The 14,373-nt window shown below is 71.2% G+C and carries 12 protein-coding genes; 2 read left to right on the top strand and 10 right to left on the bottom strand.

Annotated elements, in window-relative coordinates; translation table 11 throughout:
- Window positions 1-678: 678 nt before the first annotated feature.
- A complete protein-coding gene (locus ACWD3H_RS17145; protein WP_451955640.1) occupies window positions 679-2,445 on the top strand; it encodes a thiamine pyrophosphate-binding protein in 1,767 nt (588 codons plus the stop codon).
- Window positions 2,445-3,401 (top strand): hypothetical protein, encoded by a 957-nt coding sequence (locus ACWD3H_RS17140; protein ID WP_451955639.1) that lies wholly within the window; start codon window positions 2,445-2,447, stop codon window positions 3,399-3,401. Before ACWD3H_RS17145 ends, ACWD3H_RS17140 begins: the two co-directional genes overlap by 1 nt.
- A gap of 22 nt (window positions 3,402-3,423) precedes the next feature.
- Here ACWD3H_RS17140 and ACWD3H_RS17135 read toward each other — a convergent pair whose 3' ends face one another.
- The 10 genes from ACWD3H_RS17135 to ACWD3H_RS17090 form a co-directional block, all read right to left on the bottom strand.
- Window positions 3,424-4,263, bottom strand: coding sequence for a sulfurtransferase (locus ACWD3H_RS17135; protein WP_451955638.1), 840 nt, complete (start codon window positions 4,261-4,263; stop codon window positions 3,424-3,426).
- A gap of 86 nt (window positions 4,264-4,349) precedes the next feature.
- A complete protein-coding gene (locus tag ACWD3H_RS17130) occupies window positions 4,350-4,850 on the bottom strand; it encodes an RrF2 family transcriptional regulator (RefSeq protein WP_350916541.1) in 501 nt (166 codons plus the stop codon).
- Between the two features lie 50 nt (window positions 4,851-4,900).
- Window positions 4,901-5,278 carry a rhodanese-like domain-containing protein gene (locus ACWD3H_RS17125; RefSeq protein ID WP_355615732.1) on the bottom strand — a complete coding sequence of 126 codons (378 nt, stop codon included), beginning with the start codon at window positions 5,276-5,278 and terminating at the stop codon, window positions 4,901-4,903.
- A 10-nt stretch (window positions 5,279-5,288) separates the two neighbouring features.
- Window positions 5,289-6,632, bottom strand: a complete 1,344-nt coding sequence (locus tag ACWD3H_RS17120; protein WP_451955637.1) for an LLM class flavin-dependent oxidoreductase — start codon at window positions 6,630-6,632, stop codon at window positions 5,289-5,291.
- Window positions 6,629-7,816, bottom strand: a complete 1,188-nt coding sequence (locus ACWD3H_RS17115; RefSeq protein ID WP_451955636.1) for an acyl-CoA dehydrogenase family protein — start codon at window positions 7,814-7,816, stop codon at window positions 6,629-6,631. The genes ACWD3H_RS17120 and ACWD3H_RS17115 overlap by 4 nt, the downstream gene beginning before the upstream one ends.
- Window positions 7,810-9,654, bottom strand: a complete 1,845-nt coding sequence (locus tag ACWD3H_RS17110) for a dipeptide ABC transporter ATP-binding protein (RefSeq protein ID WP_451955635.1) — start codon at window positions 9,652-9,654, stop codon at window positions 7,810-7,812. The genes ACWD3H_RS17115 and ACWD3H_RS17110 overlap by 7 nt, the downstream gene beginning before the upstream one ends.
- Complete coding sequence (locus ACWD3H_RS17105) at window positions 9,651-10,619, bottom strand: ABC transporter permease subunit (RefSeq protein ID WP_451955634.1); 969 nt, start codon at window positions 10,617-10,619, stop codon at window positions 9,651-9,653. The genes ACWD3H_RS17110 and ACWD3H_RS17105 overlap by 4 nt, the downstream gene beginning before the upstream one ends.
- 11 nt (window positions 10,620-10,630) lie before the next feature.
- Window positions 10,631-11,578: an ABC transporter permease gene (locus ACWD3H_RS17100; RefSeq protein WP_350916523.1), complete on the bottom strand. Its 948-nt coding sequence runs from the start codon at window positions 11,576-11,578 to the stop codon at window positions 10,631-10,633.
- A gap of 2 nt (window positions 11,579-11,580) precedes the next feature.
- Window positions 11,581-13,239, bottom strand: coding sequence for an ABC transporter substrate-binding protein (locus ACWD3H_RS17095; protein ID WP_451955633.1), 1,659 nt, complete (start codon window positions 13,237-13,239; stop codon window positions 11,581-11,583).
- A gap of 59 nt (window positions 13,240-13,298) precedes the next feature.
- Window positions 13,299-13,871, bottom strand: a complete 573-nt coding sequence (locus ACWD3H_RS17090; RefSeq protein ID WP_451955632.1) for an NAD(P)H-dependent oxidoreductase — start codon at window positions 13,869-13,871, stop codon at window positions 13,299-13,301.
- Window positions 13,872-14,373 lie beyond the last annotated feature (502 nt).

Raw genomic sequence — 14,373 nt, 5'->3', positions numbered from 1 at the left:
ACTTCTCCGCGGGTCTCCGCTCGCTCTGTGCGGCGGTGACGGCGGCAGGAGGCGCGGCACGGGACATGATCGCCCCGGGCCGACGGGCGGCGATGTCAACACCGCGCCCCGTCGTCCTGACAAGTGTCCCATGCCCCCTTCCGCAACATCCGCCCCGGGTACGCCTTCCGCCACCGTGCCGCGGACGGGCGCGGTTCCGTGCCGGAGCCGGAACCACACCGGAACCGTCCCGCGTCGCGACCCCGATTCGGCGGCCCGTACGGGAAGAGCTGCCGCGCCGGACGGGCGCCGGGGAAGGCCCCTCCCGCGAGGTGGTGGCCGCTGTGGCCGCCGCGACGGGAACGGGCCTCGCGCGTCAGGTCACCGGTCTCGGTCGTTTCCACGATTCGTGTCTCCGGATTTCACAAAACGGAGCCATTCAACCGAGAAACACTTTGTTTGTTAATTCTATGTTTCTGAAAACTTCGAGTGTGCCAGGCGTTCGTCACCCCGACGGCGGGCGCCCCCCTCCGCGCCACCATTCCCGCACCATGAATTTGACCTGGAAAAACGGACTTCCGCCCTCTGGCGAGAGCATCCGCCTCCCCCGCGCGGGTGACCCGGCATCCACCTGGAGAGTGACGCCCAGCGGGCGAACGGATGATGACCATGTCGTTAGATGTCACGTTGTCCCGTTAGATGTCCCACTTCTTCGTTTCCAGGGGAACAGTTGTGTTGAACACCAGGACAAGCTCGGTAAGCGAACTGACCGTGGCCGAGTTTCTCCTTGAGCAGCTCGACGCCCTAGGGGTGGACGCGGTTTTCGGCATTCCCGGCGGAAACATCTCCGCGTTCATACAGGCTCTGCGAGAACATCCGAAAATCAAATTCATCATCGCCTCTCACGAGGGAGGAGCCGCCTTTATGGCGGACGGGTACGCGCGATCGACGGGAAAGCTGGGCGTGTGCCTGGTCACCGCGGGCCCTGGCGCCCTCAACGCGCTGACCGGGGTCGCCTCCGCTCACCGCGACCAGGTTCCGCTGCTGGTGGTGGGCGGTCAGGTCCGGACGGATCTCTTCGGCCTCAGGGCGCTCCAGGACAGCAGCGATCTCGGCACCAACATGACCGCGATGTACTCCCACGTCTCCGGGTTCTCCACCGGCCTGAGCGACCCGGGCTCCTTTCCCCGCATCCTCTCCCAGGCGATCAACGTCGCGACCGGCCCCCGTCCCTGCGCCGTGTACCTGTCGGTTCCCGCGGACATCGCCCGGATGCCGGTCGGGGACGAGAAGGCCGCCGTGATGGTCCGGCGGCCCGGCATGGAACTCGACCCCGCCGAGGCGCGGCGCGTCCTCGGGGCGCTCTCGCAGGCACGACGTCCCCTGATCTTCCTGGGGAACGGAGCGCGGCAGGCGCTGCGCTCGAACCAGTCGTCATTCCGGGAAATCGTCCACACGCTGGGGGTTCACGTCGTGACCAGCGTGCGCGCCAAGGGTATCTTCCCCGAGAGCGACGACCGCTGCCTCGGCGTGCTGGGGACGGCGGGCACCGAGCGGGCGGCGGGCTACGCCGCGGCGGGGGTCGACGCCCTCCTGGTGATCGGCAGCGGCCTGGGGGAATGGGCGACCAGGAGCTTCGACCGCAAACTCGCGGCCGTCTCGTCGTACTTCCACGTCGACCTGGATCCCACGGTCTTCGGTCAGTTCCTCAAGGGCGGCGAGCACATTCAGGCCGACGCGGAGGTCTTCCTGCGTGGTCTGCGCCGTGAGCTGCCCGGGCTGGGCGAGGTGAAGCAGGCACCCACGCTCTCGCCCCCCTCCTCGCGGCCGACGCCGGTGCCGCTCCCCCGCGACAGCGGGGCGGGCGTGTCGCCGGTGGCGGTGATGCTCGCCCTCAACGACCTGCTCACCGGTCAGGACGACCTGTACATCGACATGGGCAACTGCACGGCATGGGCCACGCACCATCTGGTGATCGACCCGCCGACCCGCATCTTCTACCCGTGCGGCCTGTCGTCGATGGGCTGGTCGTGCGGCGCGACCGTCGGCGGGAAGATCGGTGACGGCGGCCGTGTCGCGACCGCGCTCGTGGGCGACGGCGCGTTCCTGATGAACGGCAACGAGGTCAGGACCGCCGCCAAGAACCGGGTGGGCGCGATCTTCGTCGTCCTCGACGACGGCTACCTGGGGATGGTGAACCACGGGGAGCACGCGCAGAACGGTGGACGTTTCTCCCTGGAGGACGACTTCTACGGCCTGGGGGTGGTGGATCTCGCCCAGTTCTCCCGCGCGCTCGGCGCCGACGCCTACGTCGTCGAGGAGGCCGAAGCCCTGCGGGAGGCGATGGGCGAGGCCAGGTCGGCGGCGGCCAGGTGGTCGCGGCCCCAGGTGGTCGTGGTCAAGACCGACTACCGGGTGAGTCCCCCCTACGGTGAGCGGTTCACCGCGGTGGCGGGGGACGCGTGATGGCCGGGGAGGCGCGTGCCGGCATCGGCATCGCGGGACTGGGATCGGCCCTGCCGCCGACGGTCGCGGAGGCGGTCTCCACCGGGAGCGGGCCCTCGGCCGAGAGCGGGCTGTTCAGCGGGGCCCGCAGCCGCCGGGTCCTGGCGGGCGGCGAGGCGATCGAGGATCTCGCGGTGTCGGCGTGCCGCGGGGCCCTGAAGGAGGCCGGTGTCCGCGCGGACGAGATCGACAGCCTGTACGGATACATAACGGTGTCCGAGTTCCTGAGCCCGAACGGGCTGTTCCGCGTGCACCGTGACCTGGGACTGGGGAGCCACGCGCTCGTGGTGCCGATCAACTGCGAGTTCGGCACCTTCGTCATGGCGCTCGCGCTCTCCTGGGAGTCCATGCGGGCCGGGCGTTTCACCCACACGCTGGTGAGCGTCGGGGCGAGCTGGAGCCGTCACGTGGACGCCCGCAACCCGCACGCGGGGATGATCGGGGACGGCGCGGGCGCGGCCGTGCTCCGCCGGTCGGAACGGATGGTGATCGTCGACTGGATCCACGAGACGCGCAGCGCCGAGTACGGCGCGATGACGATGGCCGTCCGCCGGGACGCCGATGACGCTGTCCGGCCCGTCTACCGCATCGAGCCCGACGCGGGGGTGGGGGCGTTCCGGTCCACGGGGATGGACGGGCCGCCGGACCTGATCCGGAGGCTGCTCGGGCGTCACAGGATCGACGCCGGGGAGGTGACCGTGATCGGCCACCAGGCCTCCGACGTTCTACTGGAGCACTGGCGGGATCGCCTGCGTCCGGCCCGCTACCACGACACGCTGAGCGACTACGGCAACCTCACCGTCGCCTCCGCGGCGGTGACGCTCGCCGCCGCCGCCGACGTCATCGACACGCCGTACCTGGTCTTGTTCGGCGTGGGGATCGGCTCCTACCAGATCGCGCTGTTGATCAGGAGATGAGAGGCGGCGCGTCGGCTCCCCGTCAGCCGGTGGCCGCGGGCCGGTCGGGGTCGTTGGACCACTGCGACCACGACCCGGCGTACAGGGCCGCGTGGACCCCGATCCGCTCCAGCGCGAAGACGGTGTGGGCGGCGGTCACCCCCGAACCGCAGTAGACACCGACCGCCGTGCCCTCCTTCACCCCGAGGGCGCCGAAGCGGGCGGCGAGTGCCTCCTCGTCGAGGAAGGTCGCATCCGGCGTCAGGTTCTCCCCGGTGGGGGCGTTGACCGCGCCGGGGATGTGGCCGGCGCGCGGGTCGACCGGCTCGGTGTGGCCGAGGTAGCGCTCGGCCGCCCGCGCGTCGAGCAGCACGCCGGCGCCGGCGAGGTCGGCCGCGGCGTCGGCGTCGAGGACGGGCAGGGCGCCGGAGGTCAGCGTCACGTTCCCCGGTCCGGGCCGGACCTCGCCGGTCTCCACCGGATGGCCCGCCTCCGTCCAGCCCCGCAGGCCGCCGTCGAGCAGCCGCACCGAGGACACCCCCGCCCAGCGCAGCAGCCACCACGCGCGCGCCGCGGACAGGCCGCCACCGGCGTCGTACGCGACGACCTCGTCACCGTCGTCCAGCCCCCAGCGGCGGGCGGCGCGCTGGAGCGTGTCCAGGTCCGGCAGCGGGTGCCGCCCCTCCTCGGGAGAGGGCGGGGCTGCCAGTTCGGTGTCCAGGTCGACGAAGACGGCCCCTGGCAGGTGGCCTTCGAGATAGGCGCGGTGGCCGTGCGGGTCACCGAGCTGCCAGCGAACGTCGAGAAGCCGGACGCGCGCCCCTGACCCGAGCCGTTCGGCCAGCTCGTCCGCACCGATCAGGCCGGTCGGGCTCTCACTCATCAAATACCTCCAGCGTGGAGACCCCGTCCTGCAGGGCGGGGAGGATGTCAACGTTCCGTCCTTCTGACATTCGAATACGGCGTGGATCAGACCTTGCGGCCGGTTTCCTGAATTTGGCCGGGATTTTGGAACCAGTGGGTCACCCAGGCGTCGGGGTCACCGGCGAGTTCGCGAATATGGCCGGGCAGCGTTCCCCCGGCGATGTCGGCCAGTGTCACCGATTCGAGAATGGATCTGAGGGTGGCCCGCATGGCGATCCACACGATCTGCAACCCCTCCGAGGGCGGGCCGTACTCGATGTCCTGAGGACATTCTCCGCGAATGACGGTGAGCGGCCCGTTGAGGGCGCGGATGACGTCGGCGATGACGACCTGGTCGGCGGGGAGGCGGAGCCGGTGCCCGCCTCCGGTGCCGCGCTGGCTGGTGATGAACCCGGTGCGCCGAAGCTCCGCCATGATCGCTTCGAGGAACTTGTGCGGGATCTCCTGCCCCTGCGCGAGTTCCTCGGAGCTGACCGGGCGGTCCGCGTGCGCCGCGAGCTGCGTGAGGGCGCGCAGGGCGTAGTCGGTCTTGGCCGAGATTCGCACCTGGGCCTCAGTGGGCCCGGTCGCACGCGGGCGGCTGCGCCTGCGGGTGTTCAGGCATCCGTGGCCGCGCCGTCATGGGGGTGTGTCGCAAAGCCCTGCTCCTTCCATGCGCTGAACCCGCCAAGAATATGGGTGACGTTGGTGTACCCCAACTCCGCGAGCTTCTGAACGACCGGCCCCGAACCGCGTTCCGACGAGCAGAAGACGACGATCTCCCGGCCGGGATCGGCGGCGTCGGCCAGCAGTTCCGGGGATTCCCGGTCGAAACTCCTCAGGACGTCGACCTTCTCCACGGCGACGGCCGTGGGCAGCAGGCCGTGTTCGGCGCGCGCCTCGGGGCGGCGTACGTCGACGAAGAGCGCGCCGGTGGCGAGCTTCCCGGCGGCCTGCTCGGGGTCGATGAAAAGGTCCTCGGGCGAGACGGTCATGGTCTTCCTCTCAGTGAAGTGGCGACGGGGTGTCGAGGGACAGGTCGAAGTGGGAGCGCAGGGTGGTGCCCTGGTAGCCGGCGCGCACCAGGCCGCGTTCCCGCAGGATCGGCACGACGTGCTCGACGAAGGACTCGATGCCGCCGGGGGCGATCGGCATCATCAGGTTGAAGCCGTCGGCCGCCTCGTTCTCGAACCAGTACTGGAGCTGGTCGGCCACCTGCTCCCCGCTGCCGATGAGCGCCCACATGCCCAGCGGGGCGAGGCCGCCGAGGCGACCGGCGAGCCGGCCGAGGGTGAGGCCCTCGTCGACGGCCATGGTGCGCAGCTCGACGAAGCCGGTGACCGAGCCGTTGAAGTCCTCCGGGGCGGGGAGCAGGTGGAGTGGGACGGCGTCGTCGGGTGAGTAGCCGGACAGGTCGATGCCGAGCATGGCGCCGAGGGCGGTGAGGGCGCCGGGGTTGGTCACCAACCGGGACTCGATCTCCCGCACCAGCCGCCTGGCCTCGGCCTCGGTGGCCGCGACGTAGGGCACCACGCCGGGCAGGACCCTGATCGAGTGCGGGTCCCTGCCCAGCTCGGCGGCCCGCGTCTTGATGGAGCGGTAGACACCTCGCGTCTCGTCGATCGACATGGAGCGGGCGTAGACGGCGTCGGCGTGCGCGGCGGCCAGCTCGATCCCGGCGGGCGAGGCTCCGGCCTGCACGATCGGGGGACGTCCCTGCGGTGAGGGCGGCACGGTCAGCGGCCCGGCCACCGAGAAGTGCTCGCCGACGTGGTCGATCGGGGTGATGCCGCCGGGACGGATCATGGTGCCGGCCTCGCGGTCGGCCAGGATCGCGTCCGGCGCCCAGCTGCCCCACAGCCGCTCCAGCACCTGGACGAACTCCCGGGCGCGGGCGTAGCGGTCGGCGTGCGGGATGTGCCGCTCCCTGCCGTGGTTGCGGGCGACGTGGTCACCCGCGGAGGTGACGAGGTTGACCCCGGCCCTGCCCTTGCTGATCAGATCGAGGGAGGCGACCTGGCGGGCGACGGTGTACGGGTCGCTGTAGCTGGTGGAGACGGTGGGGATCAGGCCGATGTGGGTGGTGCGGGTGGCGATGGCCGACAGCAGGGTCAGCGGTTCGAAGGGGGTGTTGGCCAGGGCGTCGTTCGGGTCGCCGCGCAGCGCCGGGGTGTCGGCGATGAAAATCGAGTCGAACCCGCCGCGCTCGGCGGTCTGGCAGAGCCGCACGTAGTACTCGACGTCCAGGGCCTGGTCGGTCCGGCTGTCGGGGTGACGCCAGGCGGAGGTGTGGTGGCCGACGCCGCTGAGGTTGAAGTTCAGCGACATCGTACGGCGGGGCGGGGTCACGTCCAGGTGCCTTTCTCGTTCAGGCCGAGGGCGGCGCGGCCGACGGCGTCGATCACGACGTCCTCGTTGGGCGGGTTGAACAGGGCGACGCGCAGGTCACGGAAGTGGCGTCCCAGCGGGGAGGTGTTCCAGACGGAGGCTCCGCCGACCAGGCGGCAGGCGTGGTCGACGGCGTCCGAGGCGTGCTGGTGGACCAGGAGCTTGGTGGCGGTGGCCTGAACGACGTCGGCGGGTTCCGGGACACCCTCGCACCGGTGCAGGGCGTCCTCCAGCAGCAGGCGCGCCTGGAGCAGGGCCAGCTCGATACGCGCGGCGTGCTCCTGGGTGCGGGGCTGCTCGGCGCGGCTGCCCGGACGGCCGTCGCCTCGGGGACCGGTGGCGAACGCGAGGGCCACCTCGCGGGCCGCCTCGGCGATGCCCAGGTGGATCGAGGCCAGCAGCAGCGCCCACCAGGCGCCGAAGGTACGGGTGATCTCCGGGGCCACCTCGGGGTCGTACGCCTCTGCGACGGCGTCCGCGGGGACGGTGACGCCGTCGAGGATGACGTCGTGCGAGGCCGATCCGCGCATGCCGAAGGTGTCCCAGGTCGGCTCGATCCGCACACCGTCCGCATCGGCCGGGACGACGAAGGTGCGCGCCACGGGCTCGGCGGCGGTGTCGTCGTCGACCGTGGCCGACACCAGCAGGTGATCCAGGACGATGCTGCCGGTGACGTAGCGCTTGTGGCCGCTCAGCAGCCACGACCCGTCGTCCCCGCGAGAGGCGCGGGTCTGGACCGCGCCGCCCCGGCTGGGGGCGCCGCTCAGCCGCTCGCTGCTGGCGAAGTTGACCAGGCCGTCGGTGGCGGCGAGGGTACGGCCCAGCTCGGCGGCTCCCCGGCCGGGGACGTGCGGCGAGAGCAGGCGCGTGCCGTGGATGTAGTGCATGGTCAGGACCAGCGCGGCCGAGGCGTCGGCGGCGGCGAGGTTCCGGATCACCCGGCCGGCCTGGGGCAGGGTGGCGCCCCCGCCTCCGTACGCGGCCGGGATGACGAAGGAGGGCAGGCCCGCCGCCCTGAGGTCGGCGAAGGTCTCCGCGTGCGGCCGGTCCTCCCCCGCGACCCGGGCGGAGATCGCCGGAACCAGTTCCTGCAGCGCGGCGAGGACCTGCCGTTCGGTACGCGCGCCGGTCAGCGGGCTCACCATCGGGGGCTCGCGTCCGCGCCGGGCTTCAGCTGTCCGGGTACCGCCATGAGGAGTTCCTTCGTGTAGGAGTGGTGCGGGTTGTCGAAGACGCGCTCGGCCGGCCCGCTCTCGACCACGGAGCCGGCGCGCAGGATCGTGACCTCGTGCGAGATCTGGCGGACGACCGCCAGATCATGGGAGATGAACAGGTAGCTCAGCCCCAGCCACACCTGCAGCTCGACCAGCAGCCGCAGGATCTGGTCCTGCACGGAGACGTCCAGCGCCGAGACGGGCTCGTCGAGGATCATCAGCTCGGGGCGGAGCGCCAGCGCTCTGGCGATGGCCACTCGCTGCCGCTGTCCGCCGGACAGCTCGGTGGCGTGCCGGTCGAGAACCGACGAGGGCAGCGCGACCTGGTCGACGAGCTCGGCGGCCCGGCGGCGCCGGGCGGCGCGGTCCCCCTCGCCGAACGCGTCCAGCGGCTCGTCGATGAGCGCCGCGACCGAGAGCCTCGGGTCCAGGGAGGCGAACGGGTTCTGGTAGACGGGCTGGAAGCGCCGCCGCAGCGGACGCAGCGTCCTGCGGGTGGCCGTGGTGATGTCCACCCCGTCGAACAGGACCCGCCCCCGGGTGGGGGTCTCCAGCCGCAGCGCCATCCGCGCGGTGGTGGACTTGCCGGAGCCCGACTCTCCGACCAGGCCGACCGTGCGGCCCCGGCCGACGACGAGGTCCACGTCGCTGACCGCGACGGTCACCGAGGCGGCGCGCTTGAACTCCTTGGTGACCCCCCTAAGCTCCAGCAGCGGCGCCGGTACGGTTCCGCTTTCCGGCGTCTTCTCCGCGTCGGTCTCCATGTCGCTCTCCGGATGCGGACGCGATTGCGGGTATACCTCCGGGTTCGGCCCGGCCTCGGGACGTGATCGCGACTCCACACGCGGCTCCGGGCGCGCCTCCGGGTTCGGCCCGGCCTCCAGAGGCGACTCCGCCTCCGCCTCGGGACGCGGTCCGTGAACCGTCCGACCCGGTGACGAGGTGGCGATCAGTGTCGGCCCGGTCAGGGTGGGGACCGCACCGAGCAGGCGGCGGGTGTAGGCGCGCCGGGGGTCGCCGAGAATCCGCTCGGTCGGCCCCTCCTCCACGACCTGTCCCTCCCGCATGACCACGATCCGGTCCGCCCGGTCGGCGGCCACCCCGAGGTCGTGGGTGATCAGCAGCACGGCGGTGCCGTTCGCCGAGGTCAGGCGCTGGATGTGGTCCAGGATGCGGCGCTGGACGGTGACGTCGAGCGCGCTGGTCGGCTCGTCGGCGATGACCAGCCGGGGCGTGCAGGCCAGCGCGATGCCGATCAGCACGCGCTGGCGCATGCCGCCCGACAGCTCGTGCGGGTAGCGGCGGGCGTAGTCGGCGGGGTGCGGCAGCCCGGCCTCCTCCAGGATCATCTGCACCAGCCCCCGGACGTTCCTCCGGGTGGCCCGGCCGTGCAGCAGCAGCACGTCGGCCACCTGGTGCCCGATGCGCCGTACCGGGTTGAGCGCGACCGCCGGGTCCTGGGGGATGAACCCGATCTCGGCGCCGCGCAGGTGGCGCATCGCGCGGTCCGGCCAGCCGGTGATGTCCCGTCCGCCGAAGTGGACCTGTCCCGCGCTGATCCGCCCGGTGGCGGGTAGCAGCCCGTTGACGGCGTGCGCGGTGGAGGACTTGCCCGAGCCGGACTCGCCCACCAGTGCCACCACCTCTCCCCGGTCCACCCGCAGGCTGACGCCGCGTACCGCGTCCGTCTCGTGCCGGTCACCACCGCGCCGGGCCGGCCCGTACCCGACCCGCAGGCCGGTCAGGCGCAGCAGGGGCTGTGTACTCATCGGTCGTCTCCCCTGCCGGTGTCCAGGGCGCGGGCGACCCGGTTGGTCGCCAGCATGGTCGCCACGATCACCGCGCCGGGCAGGGTGGTCAGCCACCAGGCGCTCACCAGGTAGTTGCGCCCCTCGGAGACCAGCGACCCCCACTCGGGAGCGGGCGGCGGCGCGCCGAAGCCGAGGAAGCTCAGCGAGGAGACCGCCAGGATGGCCGTACCGAACTCCAGGGCGGCCATCACCAGCACCGAGCCCACGGCGTGCGGCAGCACATGGCGGATGAGGGATCTCCACCGGCCGACGCCCAGTGCCTCGGCCGCCTCGACGAACACCTGGGTGCGGGCACGCAGCACATCGGCCCGCATCACCCGGGCGAAACCGGCCACCGCCGCCACACCGACCGCGACCGCCACGTTCAGCGTGCCGAAACCCAGCACGGTGACCACGGCCAGCGAGAGCAGCAGTCCCGGAATCGACAGCAGCACGTCGACGCAGCGCATGACGGCGTCGTCGAACCGGCCGCCCACGTACCCCGAGAGCAGTCCCAGGGACGACCCGACCAGGAATCCGACCAGCACCGCCAGAGCGGTCGCGGTCAGCGAGAGCGAGGACCCGTGCACGACCCGGGAGAACAGGTCGCGCCCGAGGTGGTCGGTGCCGAACCAGTAGGTGCCGTTCGGGGGCAGCAGCTTGTCCTTCGGCGAGCCGACCAGCGGGTCGAAGGGGGCGAAGATCCCGGGTACCAGCGCCCAGGCCAGCACCAGCGCCAGGAACAGCACGGAGAGCACCAGCCCGGGGCGCCGCACGACCGCGCGGACCCCGCCGGCGCCACGGCGCGGCCGGTCGGGTCCGGGAGCGGAGACCGGGTCGGGTCCGAGACCGGAGCCGGGGTCAGGCGGGAGGCTCGGCGCCTCGGGTCCGGATGGCCCCTGCGGCGCGGGGCCGCCGGGCAGGGTCGTGGCGGGATCGGACACGCTCAGCTCCTTCACGTGGCCGCTCGTGACGGCCGGATGCGCGGATCGAGCAGCGGGTAGACGGCGTCGACCACCAGGTTCACCACCACGAAGACGAGGGCCGACAGCACGACCAGGCCCTGGATCATCGGGATGTCCTGCGCGGCGACGGCCTGCTCGACCAGGCGGCCCACCCCCAGCCGGGAGAAGACCGTCTCGACCACGATCGCCCCGGCCAGCATGTTGCCGACCGTCATGCCGACCAGGGTGAGGCTCGGCAGGCTCGCGTGGCGCAGCACGTCGACGAAGAGGATGCGCAGCCTGGAGGCGCCCTTGGCGGTGGCGGTGACCACGAACGCCTCGTCCCAGGTCTGGCGGAGGCTCTTGATCAGGACCTGGGCGATGATCGCCGCGGTGGGCAGGGCCAGCGTCACCGCGGGCAGCACCACCGAGGCGAAGCCCCGGTTGCCGATCGCGGGAAACCAGCCGAGCCGGAACGAGAAGACCTGCAGCAGGATCAGCCCCGCCCAGAACGACGGGATCGACACCAGCAGCGGGGGCAGCGACAGCAGCAGCCGTCGCAGCCGTCCCCCGCGCAGGTAGCCGGTGAGCAGGGCCAGGCTCCCGCCGAGCAGCACGGCGATGGCGAAGGCCAGCGCGGCCAGGCCCAGGGTCTCCGGCAGCGCCTGGCCGATCAGCTCGGTGACCGGCAGCCGCTGGGGAATGGAGGTTCCGAAGTCGCCCTGGACGAACCGCCACAGCGCGATGCCGTACTGGACGTAGAACGGCTCGTCGACGTGGTACTCGGCGCGCAGCGCGGCCACCGCCCCGGGATCGAGCTCGCCCATGGACCCGGTGGAGGCGAGCATGATCTCCACCGGGTCGCTGGGCAGCAGGTAGAGGATCACGAAGCCGGCGGTGAAGGCCGCCCAGAGCACGAAGGCGCCCTGGGCCGCGCGGCGCAGCAGGTAGCGGGCCATGGTCAGCCGGCCAGCCAGGTGTCGTGGAAGAAGTGCGCGGCGTAGGTGTCGAGGACGTAGCCCTTGACCTTCGGGGAGACGGCGACGACCTTGGTCTGCTCGCGCAGCGGGATCCAGTGGCCGTGGTCGATGACGTACTTCTGCAGGTCGTCCGCGGCCTTCGTGCGGGCCTCGGGGGTGGCCGCCTCGTTCAGCGCGTCGGCGACGGCCTCCAGCTCGGGCTGCTCGGCGTTGAGCAGCGCGGAGTTGCTCTTCTTGAACAGTCCGGCGAGGAAGTCGATGTCCTTGCTGGCGCCCGAGCCGGTGAGGAAGTCGTAGTCGGCCTTGGAGATGTCCTTGAGCATCGCGGCGTTGTCGGCGGGGGTGTTGGCCTTGATCTCGACCTTCACCCCGATCCTGGCGAGCTGCTGCTGGGCGAGTTCCAGTTCCTGCTGGGTGGCGCCGAAGAAGTTGCCGATGATGTAGGTGATCTTCGGCTCCAGGCGTACGCCGTCCTTCTCCCTGACCCCGTCGGCGCCCGGCTTCCAGCCCGCCTCGTCAAGGATCTTCTTGGCGCCCTCGGGGTCGTAGGCGAGGTCGGCACCGAAGTCCTTCCACCCGGCGGTGCCGGAGGAGACGATGCTGGTCGGGGCCTTGTAGATCTCCGGGTAGAGGGTCTCGGTGATCTCCTTGCGATCGGTGCCCTTGAGGATGGCCCGCCTGACCGCGTCGTCGGAGCCCAGCGGGCTGTACGGGTTGGGGCGCATGCCCGGGACCAGGTTGGGCACCACCTTCGAGACGATCGTCTGCCCGGCCGAGCGCAGCTGCGGCAGGTCGGTGATCGGGATGTCGTCGCTGATGTCGAACTGGCCGCTGACCAGGCCGCCGACCCGCACCCCCGACTCGGGCACCGCCTCGAAGACGATGCCCTCCAGGTACGACGGCCCCTGGTGCTGTACCACGCCCTCGGCGCCCCAGTTGTAGTCCGCGCGGCGCTTGAGGGTGATGGACTTGTCCTTGACGATCTGGTCGAAGACGAAGGGGCCGGTGCCGACCAGCTTGCCCGCGCAGCGCTCCTCGGTGGTCGTGGCCAGCGTGGACGCCGACAGGATCGCCAGGTAGGGGTCGCTGGCGTTACGCAGGAAGCCCAGTTCCGGCAGCTTGAAGTTCAGTTTGACGGTCAGGGGGTCGACCACCTCGGCGCCGGAGAAGCTGTTGAGCGCGTTCAGCGTCAGGGTGTCGGTCTTGCCCTCACCGACCAGCTCGGCGAGCGTGCTGAAGTTGTCGGCGACCACCTTGGCGTCCAGGGGGGTGCCGTCGCTGAAGGTCACGCCCTCGCGCAGGTGGAAGGTGAAGGCGGTGTAGTCGTCGTTCACCTCCCACTTCGTGGCCAGCCGAGGGATGATCTCGCCCGTCTTCGGGTCCTGGTCGGTCAGGGTGTCCAGGATCTGGTGGGTGACCGTGCTGTTGCGGCCGCCGGTGAGCGAGACGTCCAGGCACGGCTGGAAGCTGGAGACCGCGATGGTCAGCTTGCCGCCCTGCACCGGCGCGCCGGTGCCGGCGCCGCTCGCGCCAGTGGTGGCCTCACCGCCCGAGGAGCAGCCGACGGCCAGCAGCGCGAGCGCGGCCCCTGCGGCTGCCGCCCGGACGGGGGAAGTCGAGAACAACGGATATCCGAACATGAGAAACCCTTGTCAAAAGGACGACCTGGAAAGGTCGGTGCGGGAGAGAGAGGCCGAGGTCAGAACAGTGACCGGTCAGAGGACCGGGCAGAGGTCTGGTCGGGGATCAGGGCGAGGGCGTGGGCGAACTGGCGGCAGACCGCCGCGACGCGGGACTCGCTCGCGCCGGTGAGACCGACCCCGCAGGAGTGCCGGACGATGTCGGTGTCGAGCACGAACGCCCCCTGCCCCACCTGCGGACAGCCCAGCGCGCTCAGCACCGGCCGCAACGTGTAGTCGACGGCCAGCAGGTGCGCCCGGCTGCCGCCGTTGGCCAGCGGCAGCGCGACCTTGCCCACCAGCGCGCCCGGAGGCAGCACGTCCAGGAAGGTCTTGAGCAGCCCCGAGTAGGACGCCTGGAAGATCGGGGTGGCCACCACGACCCCGTCCGCCTGCTCGATCAACTCGATCGCGGAACGGATCTGCGGATCGGCGGAGTCCCCGGCGATCAGCGCCGCGGGCGGCAGGTCCGCCGGGCTGATCAGCACCGTGGTGTGGCCCTCCAACTCCAGCCGCTCGGCGACGTTCTCGACAAGGGCCGCGGTGGCGGAACCCGGGGTCGGGCCGCCGATCACTGCTACGACAAGGGCCATGCGAAAGATCTCCTACGGCGTGCTCGCCGGACGGATGGAGAAAGAGACGAGGTGCCCCCGCGACGTCGCGGTCAGGGCGAGTGAGGACGGCTGATCGGCGGCTTCACGACAGCCGCACGGGGCCGTCGTTGACGCTCGGTGATGGGTGGCCTCAGCGACAGATGGCGCCGTCGGTCCGTACGAAGTCGACGAACAGGCAGCGCACCAGATCGATTTCCGGCACGCGACGCCTGTTGTACGTGGTCAGTGCCGCGAACATAAAAACCATACTTCCATACCGGTTTAGTAGGTTTCAAGTCGTGGCCCGAGCCGGATCTCCGGACACCCGTGACGGAACGTGTCCACGATGGCCTTGCCCCACCGCCGAACGGCCCGCACAGGCGCCCTCCGGGGAGCGACCACCCGTCCCGTCGAAGCCGAACTCACCCGGGTCGCCGACCTACCGCGGCGCGAACAGAGCGTGTCTCCGCCCCGGAGGGCGCCCCGTGAAACTGCGCGGATT

This window comes from Streptosporangium sp. NPDC002607, from assembly GCF_053592655.1.
This window is presented reverse-complemented; position numbering and strand designations above follow the sequence as displayed.

What these genes read in the sequence shown, in the direction of transcription:
- ACWD3H_RS17145 (WP_451955640.1), top strand. Translation starts at nt 679, where the DNA reads ATGTCCCACTTCTTCGTTTCCAGGGGAACAGTTGTGTTGAACACCAGG.
- ACWD3H_RS17140 (WP_451955639.1), top strand. Translation starts at nt 2,445, where the DNA reads ATGGCCGGGGAGGCGCGTGCCGGCATCGGCATCGCGGGACTGGGATCG.
- ACWD3H_RS17135 (WP_451955638.1), bottom strand. Translation starts at nt 4,263, where the DNA reads ATGAGTGAGAGCCCGACCGGCCTGATCGGTGCGGACGAGCTGGCCGAA.
- ACWD3H_RS17125 (WP_355615732.1), bottom strand. Translation starts at nt 5,278, where the DNA reads ATGACCGTCTCGCCCGAGGACCTTTTCATCGACCCCGAGCAGGCCGCC.
- ACWD3H_RS17115 (WP_451955636.1), bottom strand. Translation starts at nt 7,816, where the DNA reads ATGGTGAGCCCGCTGACCGGCGCGCGTACCGAACGGCAGGTCCTCGCC.
- ACWD3H_RS17110 (WP_451955635.1), bottom strand. Translation starts at nt 9,654, where the DNA reads ATGAGTACACAGCCCCTGCTGCGCCTGACCGGCCTGCGGGTCGGGTAC.
- ACWD3H_RS17100 (WP_350916523.1), bottom strand. Translation starts at nt 11,578, where the DNA reads ATGGCCCGCTACCTGCTGCGCCGCGCGGCCCAGGGCGCCTTCGTGCTC.
- ACWD3H_RS17095 (WP_451955633.1), bottom strand. Translation starts at nt 13,239, where the DNA reads ATGTTCGGATATCCGTTGTTCTCGACTTCCCCCGTCCGGGCGGCAGCC.
- ACWD3H_RS17090 (WP_451955632.1), bottom strand. Translation starts at nt 13,871, where the DNA reads ATGGCCCTTGTCGTAGCAGTGATCGGCGGCCCGACCCCGGGTTCCGCC.